This is a genomic window from Acinetobacter sp. V89_4 (assembly GCF_029967875.1).
Classification (GTDB): Bacteria; Pseudomonadota; Gammaproteobacteria; order Pseudomonadales; family Moraxellaceae; genus Acinetobacter; species Acinetobacter oleivorans.
In genome coordinates, this window is sequence record NZ_JASCAI010000001.1 from 64985 (window position 1) to 89737 (window position 24753).

At 39.6% G+C, this 24753-nt stretch carries 33 protein-coding genes; 29 read left to right on the forward strand and 4 right to left on the reverse strand.

The window, feature by feature from the left end; genetic code table 11:
* The first annotated feature begins 1 nt into the window (after position 1).
* The 12 genes from QLG01_RS00360 to QLG01_RS00415 all read left to right on the forward strand — a co-directional run bounded on the left by QLG01_RS00360 (position 2) and on the right by QLG01_RS00415 (position 8563).
* The gene (locus QLG01_RS00360) at positions 2-490 is read left to right on the forward strand and encodes a hypothetical protein (protein ID WP_282495568.1); all 489 of its coding nucleotides are present in this window, start codon (positions 2-4) and stop codon (positions 488-490) included.
* Positions 491-551: 61 nt separating this feature from the next.
* Positions 552-1577, forward strand: coding sequence for a DUF2184 domain-containing protein (locus QLG01_RS00365; protein WP_282495569.1), 1026 nt, complete (start codon positions 552-554; stop codon positions 1575-1577).
* A 13-nt stretch (positions 1578-1590) separates the two neighbouring features.
* On the forward strand, positions 1591-2088 hold the full coding sequence (locus tag QLG01_RS00370; protein WP_282495570.1) for a hypothetical protein: 498 nt from the start codon (positions 1591-1593) through the stop codon (positions 2086-2088).
* Between the two features lie 3 nt (positions 2089-2091).
* The gene (locus tag QLG01_RS00375) at positions 2092-2478 is read left to right on the forward strand and encodes a DUF4054 domain-containing protein (protein ID WP_282495571.1); all 387 of its coding nucleotides are present in this window, start codon (positions 2092-2094) and stop codon (positions 2476-2478) included.
* The gene (locus QLG01_RS00380; protein ID WP_282495706.1) at positions 2475-3029 is read left to right on the forward strand and encodes a hypothetical protein; all 555 of its coding nucleotides are present in this window, start codon (positions 2475-2477) and stop codon (positions 3027-3029) included. Before QLG01_RS00375 ends, QLG01_RS00380 begins: the two co-directional genes overlap by 4 nt.
* Positions 3022-3390 carry a hypothetical protein gene (locus QLG01_RS00385; RefSeq protein ID WP_016802836.1) on the forward strand — a complete coding sequence of 123 codons (369 nt, stop codon included), beginning with the start codon at positions 3022-3024 and terminating at the stop codon, positions 3388-3390. The genes QLG01_RS00380 and QLG01_RS00385 overlap by 8 nt, the downstream gene beginning before the upstream one ends.
* 3 nt (positions 3391-3393) lie before the next feature.
* The gene (locus QLG01_RS00390; RefSeq protein ID WP_282495572.1) at positions 3394-3939 is read left to right on the forward strand and encodes a hypothetical protein; all 546 of its coding nucleotides are present in this window, start codon (positions 3394-3396) and stop codon (positions 3937-3939) included.
* Complete coding sequence (locus QLG01_RS00395; protein WP_068525220.1) at positions 3936-5411, forward strand: DUF3383 domain-containing protein; 1476 nt, start codon at positions 3936-3938, stop codon at positions 5409-5411. Before QLG01_RS00390 ends, QLG01_RS00395 begins: the two co-directional genes overlap by 4 nt.
* Before the next feature lie 15 nt (positions 5412-5426).
* Entirely contained in the window at positions 5427-5870 is a 444-nt protein-coding gene (locus tag QLG01_RS00400; RefSeq protein ID WP_133481763.1) for a phage protein, read from the forward strand.
* On the forward strand, positions 5870-6334 hold the full coding sequence (locus tag QLG01_RS00405; protein WP_282495573.1) for a phage tail assembly chaperone: 465 nt from the start codon (positions 5870-5872) through the stop codon (positions 6332-6334). The genes QLG01_RS00400 and QLG01_RS00405 overlap by 1 nt, the downstream gene beginning before the upstream one ends.
* A 5-nt stretch (positions 6335-6339) precedes the next feature.
* A complete protein-coding gene (locus tag QLG01_RS00410) occupies positions 6340-6522 on the forward strand; it encodes a hypothetical protein (protein WP_133481767.1) in 183 nt (60 codons plus the stop codon).
* Between the two features lie 7 nt (positions 6523-6529).
* Positions 6530-8563: a cell wall hydrolase gene (locus tag QLG01_RS00415; protein ID WP_282495574.1), complete on the forward strand. Its 2034-nt coding sequence runs from the start codon at positions 6530-6532 to the stop codon at positions 8561-8563.
* On the opposite strand, the gene QLG01_RS00420 is transcribed toward QLG01_RS00415, so the two are convergent.
* The gene (locus tag QLG01_RS00420) at positions 8553-8903 is read right to left on the reverse strand and encodes a lysozyme inhibitor LprI family protein (RefSeq protein ID WP_151822197.1); all 351 of its coding nucleotides are present in this window, start codon (positions 8901-8903) and stop codon (positions 8553-8555) included. The genes QLG01_RS00415 and QLG01_RS00420 overlap by 11 nt on opposite strands.
* Before the next feature lie 117 nt (positions 8904-9020).
* Here QLG01_RS00420 and QLG01_RS00425 point away from each other — a divergent pair, with 117 nt between their 5' ends.
* The 14 genes from QLG01_RS00425 (at position 9021) to QLG01_RS00490 (ending at position 19718) form a co-directional block, all read left to right on the forward strand.
* Complete coding sequence (locus QLG01_RS00425) at positions 9021-9614, forward strand: phage baseplate protein (RefSeq protein WP_282495575.1); 594 nt, start codon at positions 9021-9023, stop codon at positions 9612-9614.
* Position 9615: 1 nt separating this feature from the next.
* On the forward strand, positions 9616-9909 hold the full coding sequence (locus tag QLG01_RS00430; protein WP_282495576.1) for a hypothetical protein: 294 nt from the start codon (positions 9616-9618) through the stop codon (positions 9907-9909).
* On the forward strand, positions 9910-10869 hold the full coding sequence (locus QLG01_RS00435; RefSeq protein WP_282495577.1) for a hypothetical protein: 960 nt from the start codon (positions 9910-9912) through the stop codon (positions 10867-10869).
* A gap of 1 nt (position 10870) precedes the next feature.
* Positions 10871-11533, forward strand: a complete 663-nt coding sequence (locus QLG01_RS00440) for a Gp138 family membrane-puncturing spike protein (RefSeq protein ID WP_282495578.1) — start codon at positions 10871-10873, stop codon at positions 11531-11533.
* 34 nt (positions 11534-11567) lie between these two features.
* Positions 11568-11921 carry a hypothetical protein gene (locus QLG01_RS00445; RefSeq protein ID WP_202745195.1) on the forward strand — a complete coding sequence of 118 codons (354 nt, stop codon included), beginning with the start codon at positions 11568-11570 and terminating at the stop codon, positions 11919-11921.
* A 2-nt stretch (positions 11922-11923) separates the two neighbouring features.
* A complete protein-coding gene (locus tag QLG01_RS00450) occupies positions 11924-13108 on the forward strand; it encodes a baseplate J/gp47 family protein (RefSeq protein WP_282495579.1) in 1185 nt (394 codons plus the stop codon).
* Entirely contained in the window at positions 13108-13698 is a 591-nt protein-coding gene (locus QLG01_RS00455) for a DUF2612 domain-containing protein (protein WP_133481783.1), read from the forward strand. Before QLG01_RS00450 ends, QLG01_RS00455 begins: the two co-directional genes overlap by 1 nt.
* On the forward strand, positions 13691-14299 hold the full coding sequence (locus QLG01_RS00460; RefSeq protein WP_282495580.1) for a hypothetical protein: 609 nt from the start codon (positions 13691-13693) through the stop codon (positions 14297-14299). The genes QLG01_RS00455 and QLG01_RS00460 overlap by 8 nt, the downstream gene beginning before the upstream one ends.
* A gap of 61 nt (positions 14300-14360) precedes the next feature.
* Positions 14361-17306, forward strand: coding sequence for a hypothetical protein (locus QLG01_RS00465; RefSeq protein ID WP_282495581.1), 2946 nt, complete (start codon positions 14361-14363; stop codon positions 17304-17306).
* Positions 17307-17370: 64 nt separating this feature from the next.
* Positions 17371-17664, forward strand: coding sequence for a phage holin (locus tag QLG01_RS00470; RefSeq protein WP_282495582.1), 294 nt, complete (start codon positions 17371-17373; stop codon positions 17662-17664).
* The gene (locus tag QLG01_RS00475; RefSeq protein WP_086375982.1) at positions 17645-17869 is read left to right on the forward strand and encodes a hypothetical protein; all 225 of its coding nucleotides are present in this window, start codon (positions 17645-17647) and stop codon (positions 17867-17869) included. Before QLG01_RS00470 ends, QLG01_RS00475 begins: the two co-directional genes overlap by 20 nt.
* 57 nt (positions 17870-17926) lie before the next feature.
* A complete protein-coding gene (locus tag QLG01_RS00480) occupies positions 17927-18472 on the forward strand; it encodes an N-acetylmuramidase (protein ID WP_282495583.1) in 546 nt (181 codons plus the stop codon).
* Positions 18473-18790, forward strand: a complete 318-nt coding sequence (locus tag QLG01_RS00485) for a DUF6527 family protein (RefSeq protein WP_282495584.1) — start codon at positions 18473-18475, stop codon at positions 18788-18790.
* A 157-nt stretch (positions 18791-18947) separates the two neighbouring features.
* Entirely contained in the window at positions 18948-19718 is a 771-nt protein-coding gene (locus QLG01_RS00490; protein WP_282495585.1) for a hypothetical protein, read from the forward strand.
* Here the strand turns inward: QLG01_RS00490 and QLG01_RS00495 are convergent.
* The 3 genes from QLG01_RS00495 to QLG01_RS00505 all read right to left on the reverse strand — a co-directional run bounded on the left by QLG01_RS00495 (position 19705) and on the right by QLG01_RS00505 (position 22260).
* Positions 19705-21003, reverse strand: a complete 1299-nt coding sequence (locus QLG01_RS00495) for a Y-family DNA polymerase (RefSeq protein ID WP_282495586.1) — start codon at positions 21001-21003, stop codon at positions 19705-19707. The two genes, QLG01_RS00490 and QLG01_RS00495, sit on opposite strands and share 14 nt — an antisense overlap.
* Positions 21000-21500, reverse strand: a complete 501-nt coding sequence (umuD, locus tag QLG01_RS00500) for a translesion error-prone DNA polymerase V autoproteolytic subunit (protein ID WP_282495587.1) — start codon at positions 21498-21500, stop codon at positions 21000-21002. The genes QLG01_RS00495 and umuD overlap by 4 nt, the downstream gene beginning before the upstream one ends.
* Before the next feature lie 94 nt (positions 21501-21594).
* On the reverse strand, positions 21595-22260 hold the full coding sequence (locus QLG01_RS00505) for an SOS response-associated peptidase family protein (RefSeq protein ID WP_282495588.1): 666 nt from the start codon (positions 22258-22260) through the stop codon (positions 21595-21597).
* Positions 22261-22340: 80 nt separating this feature from the next.
* On the opposite strand from QLG01_RS00505, the gene QLG01_RS00510 reads away from it, so the two are divergent.
* The 3 genes from QLG01_RS00510 (at position 22341) to QLG01_RS00520 (ending at position 24752) form a co-directional block, all read left to right on the forward strand.
* Positions 22341-22955: a VCBS repeat-containing protein gene (locus tag QLG01_RS00510; protein ID WP_282495589.1), complete on the forward strand. Its 615-nt coding sequence runs from the start codon at positions 22341-22343 to the stop codon at positions 22953-22955.
* 43 nt (positions 22956-22998) lie between these two features.
* Positions 22999-23880, forward strand: coding sequence for a CoiA-like domain protein (locus tag QLG01_RS00515; protein WP_282495590.1), 882 nt, complete (start codon positions 22999-23001; stop codon positions 23878-23880).
* 581 nt (positions 23881-24461) lie between these two features.
* The gene (locus tag QLG01_RS00520) at positions 24462-24752 is read left to right on the forward strand and encodes a hypothetical protein (RefSeq protein ID WP_282495591.1); all 291 of its coding nucleotides are present in this window, start codon (positions 24462-24464) and stop codon (positions 24750-24752) included.
* Position 24753: the final 1 nt, after the last annotated feature.

Consider the following 24753-nt stretch of genomic DNA (forward strand, 5'->3'; position numbering starts at 1 on the left):
TATGTCTAATGCATTTTTATATCGCATGCCGAGTGGCATTCCTGGTGATGTCTCTCGCAAAAGCCAATCAACTATCGAATCACATCCAGTAGGGGCGCAATTCTCTGCATTTGGTTTGTTCGGGAAGATTGATACTGCTACAGGTAAATTTGTTCTCTTAGCTGGAACAGATACAGCAGCAAGTATCTATGGTTTGTTGGTACGTGCATATCCAACTCAATCTGCACAAAACGAACTTGGTAAAGCAACGCCTCTACCTAACGGCATTCAAGATGTTTTACGCCGTGGCTATATGACGGTGAAATGTAATGCAGGCACTGCAAAGAAAGCGGGCACGGTTTATGTACGTATCGCTGCAGGCACTGAGGCTAAACCAATTGGAGGTGTTGAAGCCGCAGCAGATGGAGCAAACAGTATTATCTTACCGAATGCATTCTTTATGCATGATGCTGATGCGCAAGGCAACGTAGAAATCTCATTTAACATTTAAAAATTATTGAACAGCACGGCCACCGATTAGGTGGTTTTTTTGTGCCTGGAGAAAAGACAATATGAGTAAGCTATTAATTGCGAACACTATGGCTCAAGCTTTGGCCATGGGAACAGCAACACCAGTACGAGCACGTACTCGTGACCATATGATGACCTTTGATTCTCGAACTATCGATAGTACCGGCGCTTTCATGGTGGGTGAATTAGAGCGTCTTGATCAAACAATGCATGAGCCTTTGGTAGATGTTACCTGGGGGCGTGATGTTGACTTACGTTCTGATGTATCTATTGCAGATGAGATTTCGAGTTTTTCAAATGCATCATTTGCAGCAGCTGGAGGCGCTTCACCTCAAGGTAAATCCTGGGTAGGTAAAAATGCAGATGCTATCCAAGGTATTGCGTTAGATATTGGTAAAACAGCACAGCCATTAACTCTATGGGCTAACCAGATTGGCTGGACCATTCCGGAATTAGAATCTGCTCGTCAAGCTGGTCGTCCAGTTGATGCCTTAAAACACAGTGGTTTAATCCTTAAACACAATATGGATACCGATGAGCAAGTTTATATCGGTGATGAAGTTATCGGTGTTCAAGGTCTTTTGAACTCTGACAAGGTAGGCGCTACCAACGTTAATAAGAGCTGGAAGTTGGCAACAGCAGACGAAATGCTGGCCGATGTGAATATGATTTTATATAACGCATGGATTGCTTCAGGCTTTGCAGTTTGCCCTTCTAAATTGTTATTGCCACCGGAACAATTTGGTTTAGCAGTAACACGTAAAGTTTCTGAAGCTGGCAATATTTCAGTTTTGGAATATATCAAAGTCAATTGTATTTCCTATGCTAAAAACGGTAAGCCATTAGACATCCAGCCTTCCAAGTGGTGTATAGAGCGAGGTACGGCGGGTACTGACCGTATGATGTGTTATACGCAAAGTGAAAACCGTGTTCGCTTCCCAATGGTTCCTTTACAACGCACTCCAGTTGAATATCGAGATCTACGTCAATTAACTACCTACTATGGTCGTTTAGGTGCAATTGAATGGATTTATCCGGAAACAGCATTCTATGCAGATGGTCTATAAGGGGAATTAAGACATGAGCAAACAAGTACAAATTCTTCTTTCTCGTCCATTGACGGTAAATCTTGGAACAGACGAAAACGGGCAACCGAAATCTCTTAAATTACCTATGGGGCTACAACATGTAGAGGAAGAGGTCGCCAAAAACTGGTTTGTTAAAGCTCACTGCCAAGAGATTTCTAATAATGATATCCAGACAAGTGAGTTGCAAAAGCAACTAGAAATAGTGAATGAAGAATTAAGCATTCTTCAAACTCAGTCTGATGAAGCTACAAAGAAAATCGGACAACTCGAAGGGATTGTAAAAGATCGTGATACCGAAATCTCTAATCTTAAAATCCAGGCCGCTAAAGATCTTCAAACCCAAGCGAGTGAATCAAAGGATGCTCTAGATCAAGCTCAAAAGGTGATTAAGGATCGTGATGCTGAAATCACAAAATTAAAAGCTGATTTGGCCAAGGCTACTTCAGTTAAAGAACCAAGCAAAGAAAAAGACACCCCAAAGGAAACTTAATTAATGATCAGTGAATCCTCTTTTCGTGAAGAAATGCCGGTGTTTGCTGATATTGCGCAATATCCGTCATTTCAGTTTAATTTCTATTTAAACCTTGGGAAAAAGTTACTTCGTGAGGAACGTTGGGGGGATACGCTTGATTATGGTTTGACACTGTTTATTGCTCACTATCTCACGCTTTATAAGCGTGCGATGGGTGCTGCAAGCATTGGTGGTGATGCTGGAAAGATTGTTGGAAATGAAACATCTAAATCAGTTGATGGTGTTTCAAAGTCCATGGATGTTTCGGGTGTGCTTATTGCCGATGCTGGCCACTGGAACCAGACAACATGGGGAGTTCAGTTTTATCAGTTATTGCTGATGGCTGGTGCAGGAGGCATCCAACTATGAGCAGTGGCGTTAAATCAAGTGGTAAAGGCTTAGCTGACATTTTCCAAGCAATGGCTGAATTATCCCAAATGGATGTGCTAGTCGGTATTCCTCATGGCGAAGCACGTACTGATGGCGATGGTTTAACCAATGCCCAAATTGGCTACCTTATGGAAAGTGGCTCACCTTCTCAAAACATTCCTGAGCGACCTTTTCTGGTGCCGGGTGTTGAAGAAGTTCAAGAACCGGTAGGCGATAAGCTCGTTAAAGCGGTTGATGCTGCTTTAGCTGGTAATAGCCAAAGAATGATGATGTTGCTTGAATCCGCTGGGATGATTGCTATGAATTCAGTTCGAGCCTATTTCGTTAATGGTGAATTTGCCCCTCTATCTTTGGCCACAATCCGTGCTCGAGCACGGCGTGGACGTAAAGGCGCAAAACAGTATCTTAAGCAGCTTGAAACTGGTTCAGCTGAGTCTGGCTTAGTTCGGCCGTTGATTGATACCGGTGAGCTGAGAAAGTCGGTTACTTACGTAATTATGAAAAAGGATAAGGAGGTAAAGCGTGGCTAATCTTGATGTTTCTGACGTTTTACTAGATCCCGACTTTATGGAGACGGGCATTATTTGCAAGCGTACTGAGGTCATCGTGGGAAACAACGGACGATCGCAAGAGACGATTACAAATACTTCTTTTTCTGGTGTTGTTACTACAAATAACGGTATCAAAATGGACCGCCGTGCCGATGGTACTTTGATCAAGGGTGCGATCAACATTCACACGCAATTTGCTTTGATTCAGGGTGATGCAAATAACAAAGCTGATGAGATTACTTGGAAGGGTAAAACCTACATTGTGACTCAAGTCTTAGATAACTTGCATTATGGCCAAGGTTTTATAAAAGCTATTTGCGAGCTTAAACCACTGGGGTAAATCATGGGTGACTCTGCTTCAGGGGGATATATCACCCCTAGCGGCGGATCTGCTTATGACCAAGACCTAGAGGACATCTTTCAAGCCTTCATTGTCGGGATTACATCTTTACCAGGTGATATGGTTCGGCCACGTTTTCAAACTGAGCCTCCACCATTTCCCGCCGTTGGTGAGGATTGGTGTGCATTTGCCGTAAAGTCAATAACTCCCGACGATGGGCCATACTTCGACCAGAAAGACGAAACAATGGATTCAATTCGACATGAAGAGTTGATGCTGTTTTTATCGTTCTATGGCGACCACGGCCAAACGATCGCAAACGTCCTCAAAGATGGTCTAGGCATTCCGCAAAATATCGCGCAACTCAAAGCGCAAAAAATCAAATTTATCAAGGTGGGTGAAATCATCACCGCGCCTGACTTTCTCAATAATCAGTATGTACATAGATATGACCTAACCGCTGTCTTTAAGCGGCAAACATTACGTACGTTTGCAGTTAAATCTTTTGTAGATGCTGGACCTATAGAATTTCCGAGGAGTAATCCATGACATTGTCCACCTCTGATGTTGTTAATGTCTCCATTAGTTTGGCGGCTTTAGCAGCGGGGCCGCGTAGCTTTGGCTCTTTGCTTGTATTGGGGGCTACCGATGGCGTAGTAGATCCACTTGAACGTTTGCGTGAATATTCAGACCCTACGCCAGTAGCATTAGACTTCGGTACTGATGCGCCAGAATACAAAGCCGCTCAAAAGTACTTTGGCCAAGTACCTAAACCACGAGTTTTGTATATTGGACGCTGGGTTAAATCTGCAAGTTCGGCCGTTTTAAAAGGTGCGGTTTTATCTTCAGCTCAACGTGATATTGCGAACTTCACAGCTATTGCAGATGGTTCGATGAAAATCACCATTAATGGCGTTGAGAAAGTAGTAACTGCCTTAAACCTTTCAGCAGTAACTAACCTCAATGGTGTAGCGTCAGCATTAACGACAAAGCTTGGTACCGCTTCAGTAACTTGGAACGATGTATATAACCGTTTTGAAATTACATCATTAACCACTGGTGCCACATCAACCATTTCATATGCTATTGCCAATGCAACTGGCACAGACGTTTCATCATTAATGGGTTTAACAGTCGGTCATGCTTCGGTACCAGTCAATGGTTATGCAGCGGAACCTTTAATGGATGCGATTACTCACTTAGCTGATAAATCCCTTAAATGGTATGGGTTAGATATCGCTGAGCCAATCTCGGACGCTGATGTTGAGGCAGTAGGAGATTTTATTCTTGCTGCAAATCCACCACGTATTTATGGCCAGACAATTACAAACGCATTAGCTTTGGATGGTACCAGCACAACTGATCTGGCTTATAAGCTCAGCAAAGCCAACAATGGTCGAGTATTCACAATCTTTTCTGGTGATACCCCACATGCAGCAGCTTCGGTTTTTGGACGAGCATTTAGCGTCAACTTTAATGGCACAAATACAACCATTACATTGAAGTTTAAGCAGCTACCAGGTGTAGAAGCTGAAGACTTGCAAGTCTCACAAGCAAAAGCGCTTAAAGATAAAAACTGTAATGTCTTTGCCGGCTACAACAACGACACAGCAATTCTTCAAGAAGGTGTAATGTGTGACGGCTCATTCATTGATGAGCGTCACGGTCTTGATTGGTTGCAAAACCATTTAGAGACAGCATTGTGGAATCTTTTCTACACCACACCAACCAAAGTTCCACAACTGGAAAGTGGCGTAAATCGTCAATGTACGGTACTTGAGCGAGCATTAGAGCAGGCAGTAACTAACGGTCTTATTGGTCCCGGTCAGTGGAATGGTGATTCTTTTGGGGCCTTAGAAACTGGTGACTATCTTCCAAAAGGATATTACGTCTTTGCCAATAGTTTAGATGATCAAGCTCAATCTGAACGTGAGGCGCGTAAATCTCCAGTATTCCAAATCGCAATCAAATTGGCTGGTGCAACACATTTCTCTGATGTGCTTGTCTCAGTAAATCGCTAATAAGGACAAGAAAATATGTCTACATATTCATTTATGGATACTCAATGCACACTCGCCAGTGATGATGGGGTAATTGACCTTGGTTACGGTGCGGGCGTTGCAGATGAAGGTATTACCATTGCAATGGCTGCTGATGCTAACCAAATGACTATTGGCGCTGACGGTGAAGGGATGCATTCCTTAAGTGCTAATAAGTCTGGTACTGTGACTGTACGATTATTAAAAACATCGCCAGTTAATGCCAAGCTTTCCAATCTTTACCACATCCAGCGTTCAAGCACGAAAAAGTGGGGCAAGAACACAATCACGTTGAACCATACCGGATCTGGTGACAATGCGACCGCCACGAAATGTGCTTTTAAGAAGCATGCTGATCTAGCGTATAAGACAGTCGGTGACTTTAACGAGTGGGCTTTTGATGCAATCAAGATCGATCAGAAGTTAGGAGCATATGACTAATGCTAATTGGTAATCATAATTACGAAATTGGCCGCTTAGATGCTTTTGATCAATTTCACGTATCCCGAAAAATTGCACCTATTGTTCCTACGATTGTTCCCTTCATGACTGAGATCCTGAAAAGCAATGTAATGGATCTCTTAGATAAGTTTGGGGATGATCCCGATAATCCTGATCTAAGCGCTTTAGAGGATTTTGACCTAAATAGTTTTGGTGCGGCGATTCAGCCATTTATCGATGCAATTGCTGAGATGCCCGAAGAAGATGCTAACTACGTTATGAAAAAGTGCTTATCTGTCGTTACACGCGATGGTGCACGATTAGTAGTTAAAGATGCCTTGATGTTTGACGACTTGGGTATCGAGCACATCCTTCCGCTAACAATTGCAGCGATTCGTATTAACTTGGGAAATTTTATTCGAGGGTTGCTTACTCAGGCATTGAGCAAGAAGCAGCCCACATAAAATATATGCATTTACCAGACCACGAAGATTGGCTTTTACGGCCGGTGATTCGTGGTCTTTGTCGTTTTGAGTCTTTAAAAGATGGAACTGTAGATCTAGCTGATATTGCATTGATGAACGATGCATTAGATGTGCAGGCAGATAACCAGCTTTTAATTGAAAGATTTAACGATCAGAAGAAAGGTTGAGATAAACATGAGCGATACAGTTATTCGTGATTTCTTTGTGTCCTTGGGTTTTTCTACGGATAACGAAGGCGCTAGAAAGATGGGTGATGCCCTTAAAGGGGTAGATCTCAAAGCAACATTACTGCATAAAACACTTTTGCTTTTGGCAACTGGTGCCGTTGTTGCTGTTGCTAAGACAGCAAGTGAACTCGATAAGCTGTATTACTCATCTCAACGTATTGGCGCATCTGCTTCAAATATTAGAGCCTACGGTGATGCAATCTCACAGATGGGTGGTAATGCGCAAAATGCATTACAGTCACTTGAGAATGTGGCCCAAAAGATGCGTAACTCCCCCGGTTATGAAGGCATGCTAACAGGCATGGGTGTTGCTACCCGTGATGGTAACGGCCAGTTACGTGACCGTGTGGAAGTAATGAAAGACCTTTCAAAGACTATGAAAGGCATGGATTACTACCAAGCCAATGCATACGCTAGTTCATTGGGTATTGATGAAAATACTCTTATGGCCATGCGTGATGATAAGTTCATCGGCAACATGGAGAAATACCAGAAATTACGGCAGGACGTTGGTTTAACTGATGAGCTAACTAAATCTGGTACAGAGTTCATGGTCCAGTTCCGTGATATCACCATGACAACTAAGGCCATTACGGAAGTTGTTGTAATGACTGCTGGACAGGCACTTATCCCCATCCTCAAGATGATTAATAACTTCTTGCGAAGTGCTATTGCTTGGTTCGCTGAACTAGATCCAAGGTTTAAAGCAATTCTGGCCACTGGATTAAAGTTTGCCTTACTCGCCGTCATCTTTGGTGGTTTTATTGGAACGATTGCCAAATTGGCCTCAGTACTGCCAATGTTGAAAGGGCTTCTTTTCCTGATCAAGTCGTTACGTTTAGCCTTCTTAGCTTCCCCGATCGGTATTGTATTAGCACTTGCAGCTGCTATTGCTGCGTTGTGGGATGACTACCAAACTTGGAAAAATGGTGGTGAGAGCTTAATTGATTGGTCTAAATGGGAAGGGGGTATTGAAACGGCGATTGCACGTATAAAAGAATTGGCCGAGTTAATCAAAAACCTAAAAGATAAGACTGTAGAGTTTGTTACCAAGGCAATTGATGATCCAGCAGGAACCGCAAAAGAAACTGTTGCAGCAGTAACTGAAGCTGCTAAAACTGGTGCAGCTGCTGTGGTTAGTGCAACTCAGACAACAATAAGTAATGTTAAGAGCACAGTTTCTACAGCAAAAAGCGGAAGAGTTTTACAACTTTCTGAACAGGATATTGTTGATATTATGAAAGTTGCATCTACTGAGGTAGTAGGTTCTTTGAAGGGCAAGGACTTTGAGAATCAAGCTGCTGGAGTAGTTGACACAATTTTGAATCGGGTCGCTTCTGGAAAGTTTGGTGAGGGTGTCAAAGGAGTTGTTAATCAACGCTGGGCATTCTCAGACATTAATGCACCTAGAAAAAGCGCTTATGGAAGTGTTGATAAAGTTCCAATGTCTAGGGTGTCTAAGCGTATGGAAAAGTTTGTTCGCGAATATGTTGCCAAACGAGCAGCTGGGCAAGAGTCTATAGTTGGCGAAAATATCTCTTATGCAAATCCTTATTATTTAAGTGAGGCAAGTAGTACAACTAAGAAATGGGTTAGAGAGGTGCAGAAACAAGCTAAAGAAACTGGACAGGTTTTTGGATCAGGTAAAGCTGTACATGTGCATGGTACACCTTCTGCTGACAAGCATAAAATGCCTAAACCTTTTGCCATTTCTTTAGGTGTAAATAATGCTTTGGGAACTAATAACCTTTCGAATCTCAGTATTAAAAATATTGGGGCGCCAAATTCAAGTAATCCTTATAAAGATCAGTTGAATTCGGCAAATTCTAACTCAAAAAATATTACTATTTACCAAACCCATAAAACTGACATGGTTATTAATGAGGCGAATAATCCTAAGGAAACTGCTAGTTTGGTTAAACGTAACAATGAAAATACAATGGTTCAGATGGCTAGAAATGCAAAAGGGCTTATTGGTTAAATAATTCCTTTAAAAATGCAATGCGTTGTTTATAAAGAATAGATTGGCAAGTTAAATCATATTCAACTGTTGCTGGGCTTCCTTGAGTATCCGCTACAACAAAATCACCGCATTGTTTTTCTTTGAAACTTAACCATTGTTTTTGTGCATTATCTAACTCTTCTTTGGCTGAAGTTGTCTCATACGCTTTTTTATAAGTTGCATTAAGTTGAGTTTTTAAGGCTTTAACTTCTTGGTTTAAACACTTTTGTGCTTCAAATGAAGTTTTAGTGTTTGAGCAATCAGCATAAGCACTAATACTTATAAATAAAGAAGTTGAAATTAAAAGTATTTTTTTCATGGAAATGGTCGTTCTATTGGCATTAAGTAAATCTTAGTTAATAAGAGAATTAATTTCCATAATTTATATTAAGTCTACCCACCTTCTAGGTGGGTTTTTTAATGCCCGGAGAAAAGCATGGCTATCACTGAAACAGTTGGCTCCCTCTTACTGGGTGGTCATCGTTCAATAATGGGTTTATTTGCTGATGTAGTTATTGAAGAAAACCTTTCTGATGAGCTTGTTATTACAGAGCATCCAGTAGAAAAGGGTTCACCGATTTCTGACCATTGTTATAAAGCACCACCAGAAGTAACAATGAAAATAGGATGGTCTGAAAGTGCTGGCAGGATGAATGGACTTATTGGGAATACGTTCATTGGTTCTGATTTATCTCTACTAGGGATCTACCAAGGATTACAGGCTTTACAAGGCCAGCGTCTCGTTATCTCTACGGGCAAACGCCTTTATACAGATATGCTCATTAAATCTTTAAAGAACGTCACAGAGGAGACTTCAGAAAATGCATTAATGATCGATATTGTTTTTAAGAAAGTTTTTATTTCAACCACTAAAGAAACATTAGTTTCTATTGCTGATCAGAAGAATCCAGAAGTTACCTCTGATGTGGTTGACTCGGGATCTAAACAGACTAAACAAGTTGAACAGTCTATGTTGTCTCAAATCACTGGTTTAGGGCAGGTTGGTGGTGCTTATACGGTAGGGCTTTAAAATGGCTTTGTATGAAATCCCTTTGCTCGATCGCAACCAAAAGTTTTTTATCAAACTGAACAAGGTGAATTACCAGCTCAAACTTGTTTATCGAAAACGATGGTATCTAGATATTTTTCAAACTAATTCTGAACCTGTTGCTTTAGGTATTCCCTTAATCTCAGGTATCGATATTTTAAGCCCTTTTAGTCATGTAATTACCGGCTCTATGTACGTTCAAAACCTCAATGAAGATGAGAGCCAATCATTTAGTGATTTAGGTACCAACATAAAGCTTTTTTGGCAGGATCCTTAAATGAGTGAACAATGGAAGCGAAATTGCCGGCTAACCGTTCAGCTTAAATATGGTGAGCCCGAGGCATTAGATTTATCAGAAATGCGGATTGTATTTCGTATTAATCAGCCTACAGCTGAAACACCCAAAGCAGCTGAGTTTTATATCTATAACTTATCAGTCGATACCATGAATCGACTTGCTGGCGAGGATAATTCAAACGTGGGGGCAATGGTGACTTTTGAAGCTGGTTACGGTGAAGAGTTGGCCACAATTTTTAAAGGTTCAACATTCCAATATCGCCGTGGACGAGAAAGCCCGACTGATACCTTTTTATGCATTCTGGCTCAGTCAGGTGATAAAGCTAAAAACTATGCGCTGGTTAATAAAACCATTGCAGCTGGTACCTCAGTCGATCAAGTCAAGAATGAGCTCGCAAAAGAGTATCAAGCGAATGGGGTGGAAACTGGTGAGCTGCCACAGCTTAGTGATCAAAAATATATTCGCGGCAAAGTAATGTTCGGGTCATTAGACGACCAGATCAGACAGTTTTGCAAAGACACAAACACCGAGTACTTCATTGACGATGAATACTTATACATGGTGGGTATCAGTAGCTATTTACTTGATTCAGTTTTTGAAATGGATGCCAGCTCGGGCATGATTGGAATGCCGCAGCTTACAACCGAAGGGCTAATGGTGAATTGCTTGCTTAATCCTCAGTTACGGCGTGGTGGTCGAATTCATGTTGATACTACAAGCATCCAAACTCAGGCATTTGATATCGACTACCAGACTCAAGGACAAGACCAGGCACAAAAGGACCTTAAAACAGCTGGTGGCATTAATGGCATTTACATCATTAAAGCAGTCGAGCATTACGGCGATACACGCGGCGATGATTGGTATACAAGCACAGTTTCAGTTGGTCAGGGTGCTGTAGTTCCTAAATCGGGTATTACAATTACGGCGGTGGATTGATATGGCTTTAAGTAATAACGAAAGAGCGCCACATTTACTCAACATCATTAATGATGCGATTAAATCAGCCTTAGCGGTGCTATGGACCAATCTTCCTTGTATTGTTGAATCTTATGATCCAGATAAACAAACAGTATCTGTTACCCCAGCTATTCAAATACCGGTTATGCGTGAAGATGGTTCAATGGATTTAGTGGATCTGCCATTAATACCAGATGTGCCAGTGTGCTGGCCTAAAGCTGGAGGTTTTGCTTTAACATTTCCAGTTAAGCGGGGTGATGAGTGTCTAGTACATTTCTCATCTAGATGTATTGATTTGTGGTGGCAAAACGGTGGTATTCAGCCACCGTTTGAAAACCGTAAACATGATCTATCTGATGGCTTCGCTACATTTGCGCCGCAATCTCAACCAAAACGTCTAAAGAGTGTGGCCACAGACGCCGTTGAATTAAGAAATGATGCCGGTAATGCCAAGATCCGGATTAATGATGCTGGCGAATTAGAGTTTTTCGGTACCAAGGCATTTTTTAATTGCCCAGTTGAAATGAAAGATGGATTGGGTGTCTTAGGCTCGCTGACAAACAATGATATCAATGTAGGTTCAGACCATAACCATTCTGGAGTTCAACCCGGTAGTGGTGATTCTGGTCCACCTAAACCATAAATAAATGAGGGGTCGCCGAAAGGCGGCTTTTTTTATGCGCTATAGAAAGTTAGATGATGATGGGGATTATAGCTTTGGTCAAGGTCAAAACAATTTCCATATAAATACACCTGAGGGTGTAGCGCAGGCGGTAATGACTCGCCTTAAATTTTGGGTAGGTGAATGGTTTGCTGATACTTCAGACGGCACAGGATGGAGCACTGATGTTTTAGGGAAATTCACCGACCATTTGTTTGAGCTCATGATTCGACAGCGCATTTTAAGCACTCAGGGTGTTTTAAGAGTCGATTCGTTTGATAGTCAATTTGATGGTGAGACACGAAAGCTATCGATTCAATCAACCATTACAACGATTTACGGTTCAGCCAGTTTACAAGGGGAGATTTAAAGATGGCATTAACTAGCATAGCCCCTGTAATTAATCAGTATGGTGCTACAGCTGCAACTTATAGTGAAATTGTCGAGTACCTAAAGGATAAGTACCGAGGAATTTACGGCCAAGATGTTTACTTGGAAAACGATAGTCAAGATGGTCAGTGGATTGGTGTTATCGCACGTGCAATTGCTGACTGTAATGCTGAAGTTATAAATGCTTATAACTCTATGTCGCCGAGTACTGCCGATACTGATGCTTTATCGCGTAATGTAAAGATTAATGGTATTCGCCGTGCAGTGGCTACACAATCAAGTGTTTCGGTGGTATTGGTTGGTGTTGCAGGGACAATCATTAATAACGGTATTGTGAGCGACAAAAATAATAATCGTTGGTTATTGCCGGCACAGATTCTTATCCCAGCAGAAGGGGAAATTGTAGTAACTGCAATAGCTGAAAAAGCTGGAGCAATTCTAGCGCTGCCCAATGCTATTACTACTATTTCAACACCTACACGTGGCTGGCAATCCGTAAACAATCCGCAGGCATCCACCTTAGGTGCTCCGGTCGAAAGCAATACTAAATTACGTCAACGCCAAGCCTTATCAACGGCCATTCCTTCGCGTTCTTATACAGAGGGGATTTTAGGAGCACTATTTAGTCTTGATGGTGTTAGCCGTTGTAAGGTTTATGAAAATCAGAAATCTTTTAATGATCCGCTAGGCTTGCCGCCAAACTCTTTGGCCGTTGTCGTAGCGGGTGGAGATGATCAATTGATTGCTGAGACGATTCGAGTAAAGAAGGCACCCGGTTGTGATCTGTACGGAAATACAACTGTGATTCGTCCAACAGTATACGGTGATCCTGTATCAATCGAATATTGGCGACCTATTCAGAAGTCTATTGGCATCCGTTTTGAATTAACGACTAATTCAGATTACACGGTAGACATTGGGGAGCAAATAAAGAGCGCTTCAGCTGATTACATTAACCAGCTCGATATCGGTGACCGTATCGCAATTAATAAGCTGTATGTACCAGCAGGCTTATACGGCGCATTAGATGCAAGATCTTATGAAATTGAAAGCCTTCAATTAACTGTAGATGGTGTACCGGTAGAAGGTGATTACACATTAGCTTTTAATGCCGTAGCCTATTGTGATTCAGACAATATCGAGATCAGTGTTGCTGGAGGTGGTTAATGCAAACAGATGATTACTTGAATCTGATCATTAATGAACACCGATCTAAACCAAACTTTAATGAGACGGTCAAAGTATCGATCGAGCCGATTATTGATTGCATGAACGTGCTGCAAAGCATGAATGAAAAGTTTGATTTAGATACAGCAAGTGGGGATCAATTAAATATTTTGGCCGAATGGGTAGGAGCTCCAACTGTTGTACCTGACATTGTGCCACTTCCATTCTTTGGCTTTGAGGGGCAACCAGAGTCACTAACATTTGGTGAGACGGATGATCCTGATATTGGCGGCTTTTGGCGTGAATCCGGTGTTAGCAGTTATCGTGGCCAAAGTATCCCACCTCAAAAATTACCCTCTGTAGTGAAAGCGAAGATTTTGCTTAATAACTGCGATTGCACACTCGATGAAGCATTTGAAATCTGCAAGTTATTGACTGATGTGCCTTTCAAATTAAAGGACAACAGAGATATGACTGTTATGTTTGAATTTCTTGCCGAGTTTCAACCCATAGATAAAGAACTAGTTCGCTTGTTGTTTCCATTACCAAGCGGAGTTGAGCTAATTTTTTCGGATGAAGTAGATGGATAAGTTAGAAGAATTTAGCCTTAATGGGCCAAAAAATACCGATGGGTTAACTTTATTGAGCGGCTTCCCATCAAATAAAAAGCCAGCTCGTCAATGGTTCAATTGGTTATTCAATTCACTAACCAAAAAAATCAATGAAATTATTGATGGCAAGCTAGATGCAAATGCTAATGCTGTTTCAGCTGACAAATTAAAAACAGGTCGGAAAATTAACTTTACTGGTGTAGTAAAAGGATCGGGAACTTTCGATGGTTCGCAAGATATTACGATCGATACCATTAATGGCGGTACGTTAGGTGAAAAAGCCATAGCGGTAATACGCTTAACTGGCTCTACCTATGAATTAATTAAGAGCCGTGGCTTTGCCTCTGTCACCAATGAAGGTGGTGGCCAAATTGAATTTACTCTAAGTGAAGCAGCTCCTGATACTGATTATGGAGTTATTTGTACTGGGACGAGCAATCGAAGCGATGCAGTCAGCTTGCAAGAGCGTGAAGATTTTGCCCGTACATCTACAAAATTCCGTTTGATGGGTGCATTTGGTGGCGATAATGCACCAGGTGCATATACTCCGAAAATTTGTACAGTAGTCGTCTATTACTAATCTTATTAAATTATTTATCTAACCGCCTTCTGGCGGTTTTTTGTTGCATGGAGATTTAAAGATGGCAACAAACTGGAACGCGGTTTTAGCAAATATTAATAATGCTTCCGATATCTTGGCAATCCTCCGAAAAGTATTAGGCTTGCTCGATGGTAAAGTTGATTTAACCAAAATCGATGAAATTATTAACGACATCGGCAACATGCAAACAGATGTTGATACTGCATTAACAAATGTTGGTAATGCTTTATCTGAATTCGACACTGAAGCCCAAGAGGCTATTCAACAAGTTATTGCTGCTGGGCTTATGGAAGGGTTTGCAACAGAAGCAGAGTTATTAGCTACTAGACCCTTAGAGGCAAAAAAGTATGCAAAAGCCGAAGACACTGATGTTATTTGGTTTTGGAATAAACCTACTGGTTCACTTGACGGCAACTATTGGACTAGCACCGGTTTAAGTGAATATAACCGGGCAATTAACTTTGTAAATGCTAATCCACTATTTAAGCCAATTAAGATTGTTGCCGGTGACGATTTTAATAACTTTACTAAGCAAGGTATTTACTACCACTGGGGAGCAAATCTATCAAGTACTCAAGTAGTAAACGGCCCTTTGTATGTGGGCGGGAACTTAGCACAAGGTGTTCTTATAGTTTATAACCCCGACTCAGCAGGTGCTAAAAGTTCAGGGCTTACTCATATATTTTATCCCTATACAGATGGATATGCTCCATTTTTCCGTAAGGTATTGCAGTCTACTGGCAACTTTCCAGCAACTTGGGATAGCTTGGTAACTCGGTCAACACAATTTACAACCATGACTGACCTTACAACTGGTCAAGATGTACTACAACTACCAGCAGGTCGGTATTCTATCCCGACAATACCTATTGGCGATTCTCTCCTAAACATGCCTAGCATGCCCTATAAGTTTGGGCGTATCGACGTAGGGTATACAGCTAATAGTGCATACAAAGAAGTTCGCATTACACCTTATGGAAGAGACAAATTTTTATACGTAAATAAAAGTTACGAATCTGGCGTATGGTCTGGTTGGGTTATATTCAAAGATTCAGCAACTTATAAAGCAGAATATGATTTAGCCTATACCGCTAAATCAGAGTTGGCTTTTGCTATCTCAGCTGCATTAAACAATATTACGCAGGATAAGTATTTCGGCAAGCAGTTCACAGTTAGCGAGCTGACGGGCTCAGCTCTTTGGAACACTTCCCCTTATGTGGGCTATAACAATAATAGTGGAGCTGGTGGCGTAAACTTTAACTACATAAAAGCTAACATGTGGTGTACTACAGCCGAGCCTATACAGTATCGAGTATATTATGGAGCTAAAGTTCAAACAGACTTCCGCGGTGGATCAGTACTACAGGCTAATGTAAATAGTCCTGACTACTCAGGCATATGCAAGACCTTTCCAGTTGCTGATTTAGGTGCAGCACAAGAGATACAGCTAGATCAAGTAATTTCTATACCGCCAAATACGCCGTTTGTTATTGTGTTTAGATCAGAGACAATCAAGATTATCAATCTCAGATACTTCGGTACTGCGACTGGCAACTTAGAATCTCGCGGCTTCAACATATCATCAAGTACAGCTGATTGGGGTGGAGCTGGCATTTCAGTTACGTCAATACCTAATCCACCGACTACACCAACAGCGTACGTCAGCGCTGGCTTTCAGTTGCTTCTTAAACTGTCTAATAGCGGCGGCGGAACACCACAACCCACTTTTACGCCCAAGCTTGTACTACCGCCTAAAATCTACGCATTAGAAGGCTTGCAAGCTAATATTTTCTTGCCTCATACAATAGGTATTGATCATACGCTTTATGACTATGACTTTACATGTACCAAAGGCGCTCATCAGGTTAGTGGCTGGCGCTGGACACCTGCTAGTACTGATGCTGCTGGGACATATGCGTTGACGCTAGCGTGTCTTGATAAGCGAACAGGTGACGTTCTAGCAACTGCCTCTACGCAAGTAATTCTTGTTGCCAAAACAGCTAACGCAGGCAACACCAAGAAGATACAAGTAATTGGCGATTCACTTGTTGCGGCTGGATCTATTACACAGGGTATCCTAAACAATGCTAGCGCTGACTCTATGGCGGTAACGTTGATAGGAACTCGTGGAACTGGGCTAAATAAACATGAAGGTCGCGGCGGATGGACAATTAACGACTATACAACAGCGGGTAGAACGTACTACTTATTTACAGTTAGTGGCATTACTACAGCGCCAGCTATTAACGCCACTATATATACGTATAACGGCGGTGAGTTCACTATTCAAGAATCAAATTTGTCTGGCGGTTCGGGTACATTGTTATGTAGCTATACTGGTACAGCGCCTGTTAATGGCTCTACTGGTACTTTGACTAAAAAAGATGCCTCTGCGGTAGGTGATGCCTCTATTTCATTTAGTAATGTGCAATCGCAATCAGGAAATCCCTTCTGGAACGGCTCAGCCATTGACTATCAAAACTATTTGACTGTTTATGGCCTAACTGCTCCTGACGTTGTAATTATTCAACTAGGCATCAATGACACTTTTGGCCTAACGTCAGATCAGGCAGTAACTGATTTTTGTGCTACTGCTTTTCCAAAGTTGGATTTATTGATTAACTCAATACTTGCTGTAAATGCAAATATTAAAGTGGCTGTATGTGCTCCGCCAAGTTACGCGAGCCAAGATGCATTTGGCAACAACTATCTTAATGGCCAAACGTCACGCCGTGCCTGTAAGAATATTACAGCATTCAATGACGCTCTTTTTGCATACTACAAGCCAAAAGAAGCTAATAGAATTTACACTCTAAGCGGAGGTATTAACGTAGATTCAGCAAATAACTTCCCAGAAGCTTCTGTAGCTGTAAATTCACGTAATACTAAGACTGTAATTAAACAAACGAACGGTGTGCATCCTGATACTGGTGGTTATTACGAAGAAGCGGATGCTATTACACCATTCATTAAGCTAATTGCATAAGTTAAAAACTTTGATACCCCTTAATAGGGGCTTTTTTTTGCCTACGATCTGGAGGAAGGCATGCATGAACGATCAAACAAATAGTGTAGTAGAAGCAGCTGCAAGTACAGCAGCCGCGACTGCAACTAAATTTTCATATGGCTATATGGTAGGTGGGGGATTGATCGGAATATTTGGAAAAATTGACTGGGCCGTTGTCTTTTCAATCTTAATCGGTATAGCAACCTTTCTAACTAATCTTTATTTCAAAAAGCGAGACGAAAAGCGTAAAGACGAGATTCATAAGCTTCAAACAAAGCAATACGAGCTGACTAAAAAACGTTTAGAAGGGGACAGTGATGAACAGCGAAAAGACTAGAGCTTATCTGGCATTTTCACTTGTTGCGTTAATGTTTGTGTTGGTTGTTGCATTATTTTTCAAAGATATGCCTCGTGAAAATAGTAACTTGATTAACACAGCATTGGGCTTCATTGCGGGGGCAATGACAACAGCATGTGGATTCTATTTCGGAAGCTCAGATCAAGAAAAGAAAAACCGAGCTGAAGATTCAAATCAACAGTAACTATTCAACTTTAAATGCCGCCTTCGGGCGGTTTTTTTACATCTAAAGGAAACTGAAATGAACATTGAGCAATATCTTGATGATTTGATTAAGCGTGAAGGCGGCTATGTTAATAATCCAGCAGATCGAGGAGGGGCAACAAAGTACGGCATTACCGAAGCAGTAGCTCGAACAAACGGCTTTAAGGGCAACATGAAAGATTTACCCCTTGATGTGGCCAAATCAATTTATAAGAAACAATATTGGACAGCTCCACGATTTGACCAAGTAAATGCGATTTCTTCTGCAGTGGCTGAAGAGCTTTTAGATACTGGTGTGAATTGCGGTACCGGATTTGCAAAGCCACTTTTACAACGTGCTTTGAACTTGCTGAATAATCAAGGCAAAGGGGGGTGGCCAGATCTTACAGTAGATGGAATTTATGGCCCAGCTACCCTAAATGCTTTAAAAATCTATTTGGCCAAGCGCGGGAAAGAAGGTGAAAAAGTACTGGTGCGAGTACTTAATATCATGCAAGGCCAGCGTTACATTGAAATCTGTGAACGTAATCCAAGCCAAGAACAATTTTTCTATGGTTGGATTAACAATCGAGTGGTGATGTAAATGACTCAAGCAGAAACAGTAACTGAGCTCACACCATATTTAGAATATTGGAGCAGCGGCATCTATATGTTTAAGTGTCCCGGATGTAAGTATTTACATCCTTTTCATGTAAAAGTGGGCGCACATCATAATGGTAGTATCTGGAACTTTAATGGTGATGTTGAAAAGCCAACATTTACACCTTCATTACTTGTTAATGATCATTACCCAGCAAGCCGGTGCCATTTATTTATGATTGATGGAAAGATTCAATTCTTAGCAGATTGTCATCACGAGCTAGCAGGGCAAACGGTAGACATGGTGCCGATCGATGTTTAGGGCTTTATTGCTGTGTATTCTGCTTTCAGGATGCTCAGCTCATACGATCAATAGTAATGTGAATGTAGGTATCTGTGTGAAAGCCCTCCCCTGAGGGCTTTATATTGACTTTAGTTGTTGTTTTATAAATAATTAAAAAAAATGATTAATTTAGAATATGATTGATAAATCAAAATTACCATTCGGGTTAAATGTTTTAGAACTAGTAAGCTTAATGGGCTTTTTGTCCCTTGGGTATTCTTTGCTTTATAAGCTTTCTTTTTATAACGTTTTTGGTATTCCTTGGTATATTAACAACTTTACTCCGCAAACATTGTTTTTTTCTTCTATAAAGTTAATCTTTATAGCTTTTCCTGCTGCATTATTTGGGTGGTATTTAGGTGGAATTTTAAAAGATAGACTTATAATTCTTATAATTTTAAATCTACTAGTATCTGGATTGGTTAGTTACTATTATTTTTATGTTGATATAAATTTAATTCCTATTAATGCTTTAATATATTTAATGATATTTTTTTATATGCTTAATGCTAGGTCTAGTTATTTTAAACCCAAAACTTTAGACAATTTTCCTTCAAAAAATAGACAAAAAACATTTACACGAAAATTGTATATTCTTTGGGCTTCTATAAGAGCTTTCCATATTTTAATACAATTTATTATGAAAAAGTTTCTTATTTACTTTATGTTTTTTGCATGTTTTATTTTAGCACCTTGTATGGTTGGTGCTTTTGAGGCGAAATCATTGTTGAGAGAAAAGGAGAATTTATTAAATGAAGTTTTCTTAAATAATGAAAAAGGGAAGTGGTATATTTTAGATATTTCTTCTGATAAGTGTTTGTTAATTAATAACTATAATGATTTTAAAATTGTTAATATTAATGATATCAAACAATTTAAAATGCCAAAAAAAACTAGGATTTTATAGTTAAAAGTTCATCCCACCGAAATGGATTTCTAGTCAATTTATCCCTCGACATTGACCAATTACGATTTGGTATAAAGCACGGTCCGACACTAATTTTTTTCTTTCCAAACTTACTATGGATACCATCCATAGCTTTCATCAAACATTCCTTTTTCTCTATGTTCTTAAAGTCGGTTAAGAGGTCATAAGTGTGCCCTGATTTTGGCTCAAGACCCGTCAGTACAACACCGCATTTCTTGTATTTAATTCCTTCTTTGTATATATCGTTCAACATCTTTGTTGCTGCTTTAACAAAATCTACTGCACAATCGGTGGGCTCAGAAAACGAACCTGTGATTGATTGGTTGTAGAACGGCACATTAGGATCGAAAGGATTTGACTGAACGAAAGCAATCATACATCCGCATAATAGCTCTTCATCACGTAGTCTTTTACATGCATCTTGAGCATACATCGAGATAGCTTCTTTTAGGTCTGTTAGTTCAGTTACGCGACCACCAAAAGATCGGCTTGCAACAATTTGTTTTTTTGATGGGGGAGTATGTTCGATCTCAATGCATGAGATGCCCTGTAATTCGTAAATAGTTCGAGCCATAACAATCGAAAATTTTTTTTGCATCTCTCGAGGTTCAGCACAAGCTAGATCAAGCACCGTATTAATACCCATGCTTTGCAATTTTTTTGAATGCTTACGGCCAACTCCCCAAACTTCAGATACTTCAATTAACGAGAAATAATATTCTTTGTTGCAAGGATCCATGTTTACGAGATCGCAAACACCATTAAAGCCTTGATTTTTCTTAGCTATATGGTTAGATATCTTCGCCTCCGTCTTGCTGCGACCAATTCCTACGCACACGGGCAAACCAATCCATTTCCATATCTTCGCTCGCATATCGTGACCAACTTTCTCCAAATCAAAGTTCTTCTCATACGCGGTGAAATCAACAAAGCATTCATCTATTGAGTAAGGCTCAACTTCTTCAGGAGTTACGTACGAGCTCAGAATCTTGTGAAAACGTCTCGACATTTCTGCGTACATTGCATAGTTGCTTGAAAGTACGATTACATTATGTTTTTGAACTATGTCTTTAATTTGGAATAACGGCACCCCCATTTTTATATTTAAGGATTTCGACTCATTGCTGCGCGCAACGGCGCACCCATCATTATTGCTGAGAACTATGACAGGTTTATCGTTCAAACTTGGGTCAAAGACTCTCTCACATGAGACATACATATTATTTACATCTATGAGAAAAAAGACTTTATTCTCATGTTTCATGATCTTTTTCTTGTCATTTTAATGATATGAGTGACAACGCCCCAGATAATTAGTTCCTGACCATCTACCAGATAAATATTTTTATACTCAGGGTTTTCTGCTTTAAGCCACTGACCCGATTCATCAATCATCAGACGCTTAACAGTAAAATCATTATCGATTAGTGCCACGACAATATCGCCGTGTTTGGCATCTAAGCTACGATCGACAATTAATTCGTCATCAATTTCGATTCCTGCATTCAACATGGATAATGAGGCAACTTTGACAATGAAAGTTGCAGTTTCATTTTTTATTAAGTGCTCATTCATGTCGAGCGCTTTATCTACATAATCTTGTGCAGGGCTGGGGAAGCCTGCGGATATCTTCTCAAGCGCATAAGGGATAAGCATGTGAGTTGAAGGGACAACCTGCTTGATAGATAAGGCCTCACATAAAAAAATACCATGTGTGAGATACGGTTTTATGTGGATAATGGAAGGTGCAATTTCGCTCATAGAATATCCCCTAGCTTGAATTTGTAACGTATTCAAGATGATATGCTAGAGCACAGTTGAAATTCAAATTTAAAAAGTTGTGGATAAATAACAACTAGTCATTACTTGTCGCGCTAGTTGGTGCATTTGGTCGGAATTTCTTCAATTCTGATCTAGGTTGTGCTACGAACTCATCTAAGGGCATATCTAAGAAAAACTCCTTAGCTTCTTCATGCTTACAGTGTAGCCAGTCATCTCTTAGTTCTGGTGGGATAACAATAATAGAGCGCTTTTCATCATTAGGGGCGTGGAATTGCTTCATGAAAGGGTGGTGATCAGAATTAATGGTGAGCATACTCATGGATCTTATTTCTTCGCCGTCGACTATTGCATATTCATAAATGCCTGCAATTGTAAAAGGCATTTCATCCTTGCGATAAATTCCCCACCATTCTGGCTTATTGTTAATATACTTTGGTTCAAAAATTACATCGGCAGGAATTAAACAGAATTGGTTTTTCTTCCATGCATTTCGGAAGCTGGGCTTTTCATGAACTGTCTCAGTTCTTGCGTTGTAAGTGTTGTGTACCTTTTTAAGTTCCTTAACCCATGGAGCGACTAAACCAAACCTAGCCAATCGCCATTCCATTTGTTCTTTTTTTGAGAATAAAAGGGGAGCTTCATAGTTAGGGTATATGTGAGATTTATATTCAAATGTTGGCTCGAACAGATCCAACAAGTGAATTCTATCTTTTGCGATTGGTTCGTAGTTCGAGCACATTATTTATTATTCCTTTTTGATCTTATTTGAAATTAAACATGATATAGATAAATAAAATATAAACTTTAATAGGAAAGATTATGGATACAGAGTTACTAAATAAAATACTTGCTATTCTTACTATAACAGGTTGGGTTGTAGGTATTGTATCTTTCTACTATGCCTATAGATCTGGAAAAAAATATGAAGAATTAATGTCAATGCTTTTTAATAAGCTTGCTTCACAACCTTTTGAATTGATTGGCATGCTTGGAATAGATGCTCAAAATACCGTAAAGCATCTTTATGATTTTCAGGAGCATGTACATTCACCTTATACAGTTACAAAACTAGATATTGATCAAGATGGTGAGGAAGAACTTCTCATTCAATCTGGATGTGGACCTTATAGTTGTAAGTTAGAGATATATAAATTTAACAGGGCTGATGATGAGCCAACTTTAACCTTAATAGATTCAACAGTAGTGAGCACAATGGCTGGTTATGTATTTAATGATATTGATGGGGATGGCAAGATCGAAATAATAACTGAAGATAACTCACAAAAGGCTGAAAAACCGTATGTAATGGGATTAAGAGATAGAGTTATTTATAGATTTGAAAACAAAAAAATAAAAGAAATCTCACGTATTGAACTATATAGCGATGAAGATCTCAAAGAAGTAATACAACATTTTAAGTCTTACCATAGTTAAACAATAGTTTTAATTAAAAATTAAATAATTATTGAGGATATATATGCAAATAGCTTTAGTAAATAATGAACGAGTAGAAGCATTTGAAGGTGGGAGAGGAATTTGTCCTATTTGTGGGGCTGTGACAATTGCTAAATGTGGGCCGAAAATTATCAATCATTGGGCACATTTTAGATTAAGAGATTGTGATCCATGGTGGGAGAATGAAACTCAATGGCATAGAGATTGGAAGAATAATTTTCCATTGGATTGTCGAGAAGTTAGTCATATTGCTCCGGATGGGGAAATACATAGAGCTGATGTTAAAACACCAACTGGAATAATCGTTGAATTGCAGCATTCACCTATGTCTGATAAAGAAAGGATATCGCGGGAGGAATTTTATAAAAATCTAGTCTGGATAATCGATGGTCGGGAATTTAAAAATAATTTTGATATATACCATGCATTACCAAATCCAGAATCTGAATTAGCTAAAGATTTAATATGGAACAAAGCCAAGAGGCATTATGATGGCTCAAACAGAGGTATTTTTTTGAAGCTAAAAGAGGTACAAGCTGAAAACCCTGGTACAACCAAGGCTAACTTTGGTGAGAGAAGAGTTGGGGGGTGGATGCATTTTATGTATGAAATTGAGGATGAATTAAATAAAAATTACAATGGTTATCATCAGTTTGATTGGGTAAAACCTAGAAGCACTTGGCTGGAGGCCCAATGTCCAGTCTATATAGATTTTGGAGAGTCGCATCTTGTCAAATTAGAAACTTACGATGAAACTGGTTTGAAGTGCATTAGATATATTTCAAAGAGCAAGTTTATGTATGATGTAATGCATGAGGAGAAGGTAGAAAATATTGCAAAGAAGTGGTTTAACATAACCGAATGGGTTGATGCCCAAAATTTTAATTTTGATAAATATGGATAAAATAGGGCCTAAGTTCAACTCCTAAAGTCGGACTTAAACAAAAAAGAAACTGTTGTTAATCATACTTAATCAAAATTAAATGTTATACATGAGTTATACCAGCATGTTATACATTAAAAAACTAACTATAAAATCAATAATTTAAAATATCTGTTCAACTCCCGCCATCTCCACCAAAATTCGTGAAAAGCCCTGAAACGTAAGTTTCGGGGTTTTTTATTATCTAAGTTATAAGTATTTAAAATTAATATTAAATAATAGAAAAATTAATAAATTTTATAAGTTCTTATAATTAAATATACACGTCACGATATGACGCTCTGACTATTTTGATCTGCTGATTAGATAGTAGCTTTCAAGCATACTAAAGTTTATAAATAGTTTTTCTTAATCATAGATACTCTACTGCAATAAATTATATTGACACATCAAAAAATAAAGACTAATCTCTATTTAAGAATTAATCGTAGATTACCTACTGTAATAAATTGTGATTATTCGGAATAGGATTTGGCGACAGGCTGCAACCTGTCGCCATGTTCTCAACTTATTAACGACGTGAACCATTAAGGAGTCGAACAATGAAAGTATATCAGATCAATTATGACCTGCGTAAACAACGTAATTATGATGCGCTTTATCAGAAAATTAAGTCGTATGGGACTTGGAGTCATCCATTAAAGTCTTGCTGGATTTTAGTTTCGGAACAATCTGCTGAACAAATTCGTAATAATCTATTTTCAGTCATGGATAATGACGATGGAATATTAGTGACAAGATTATATCCAGAGGCTGCTTGGAAAAATCTTGATTCAGATAAAGACAAGTCCATGACAGATTGGCTTAAGAAATATATTGGTGCTGCATCATAAG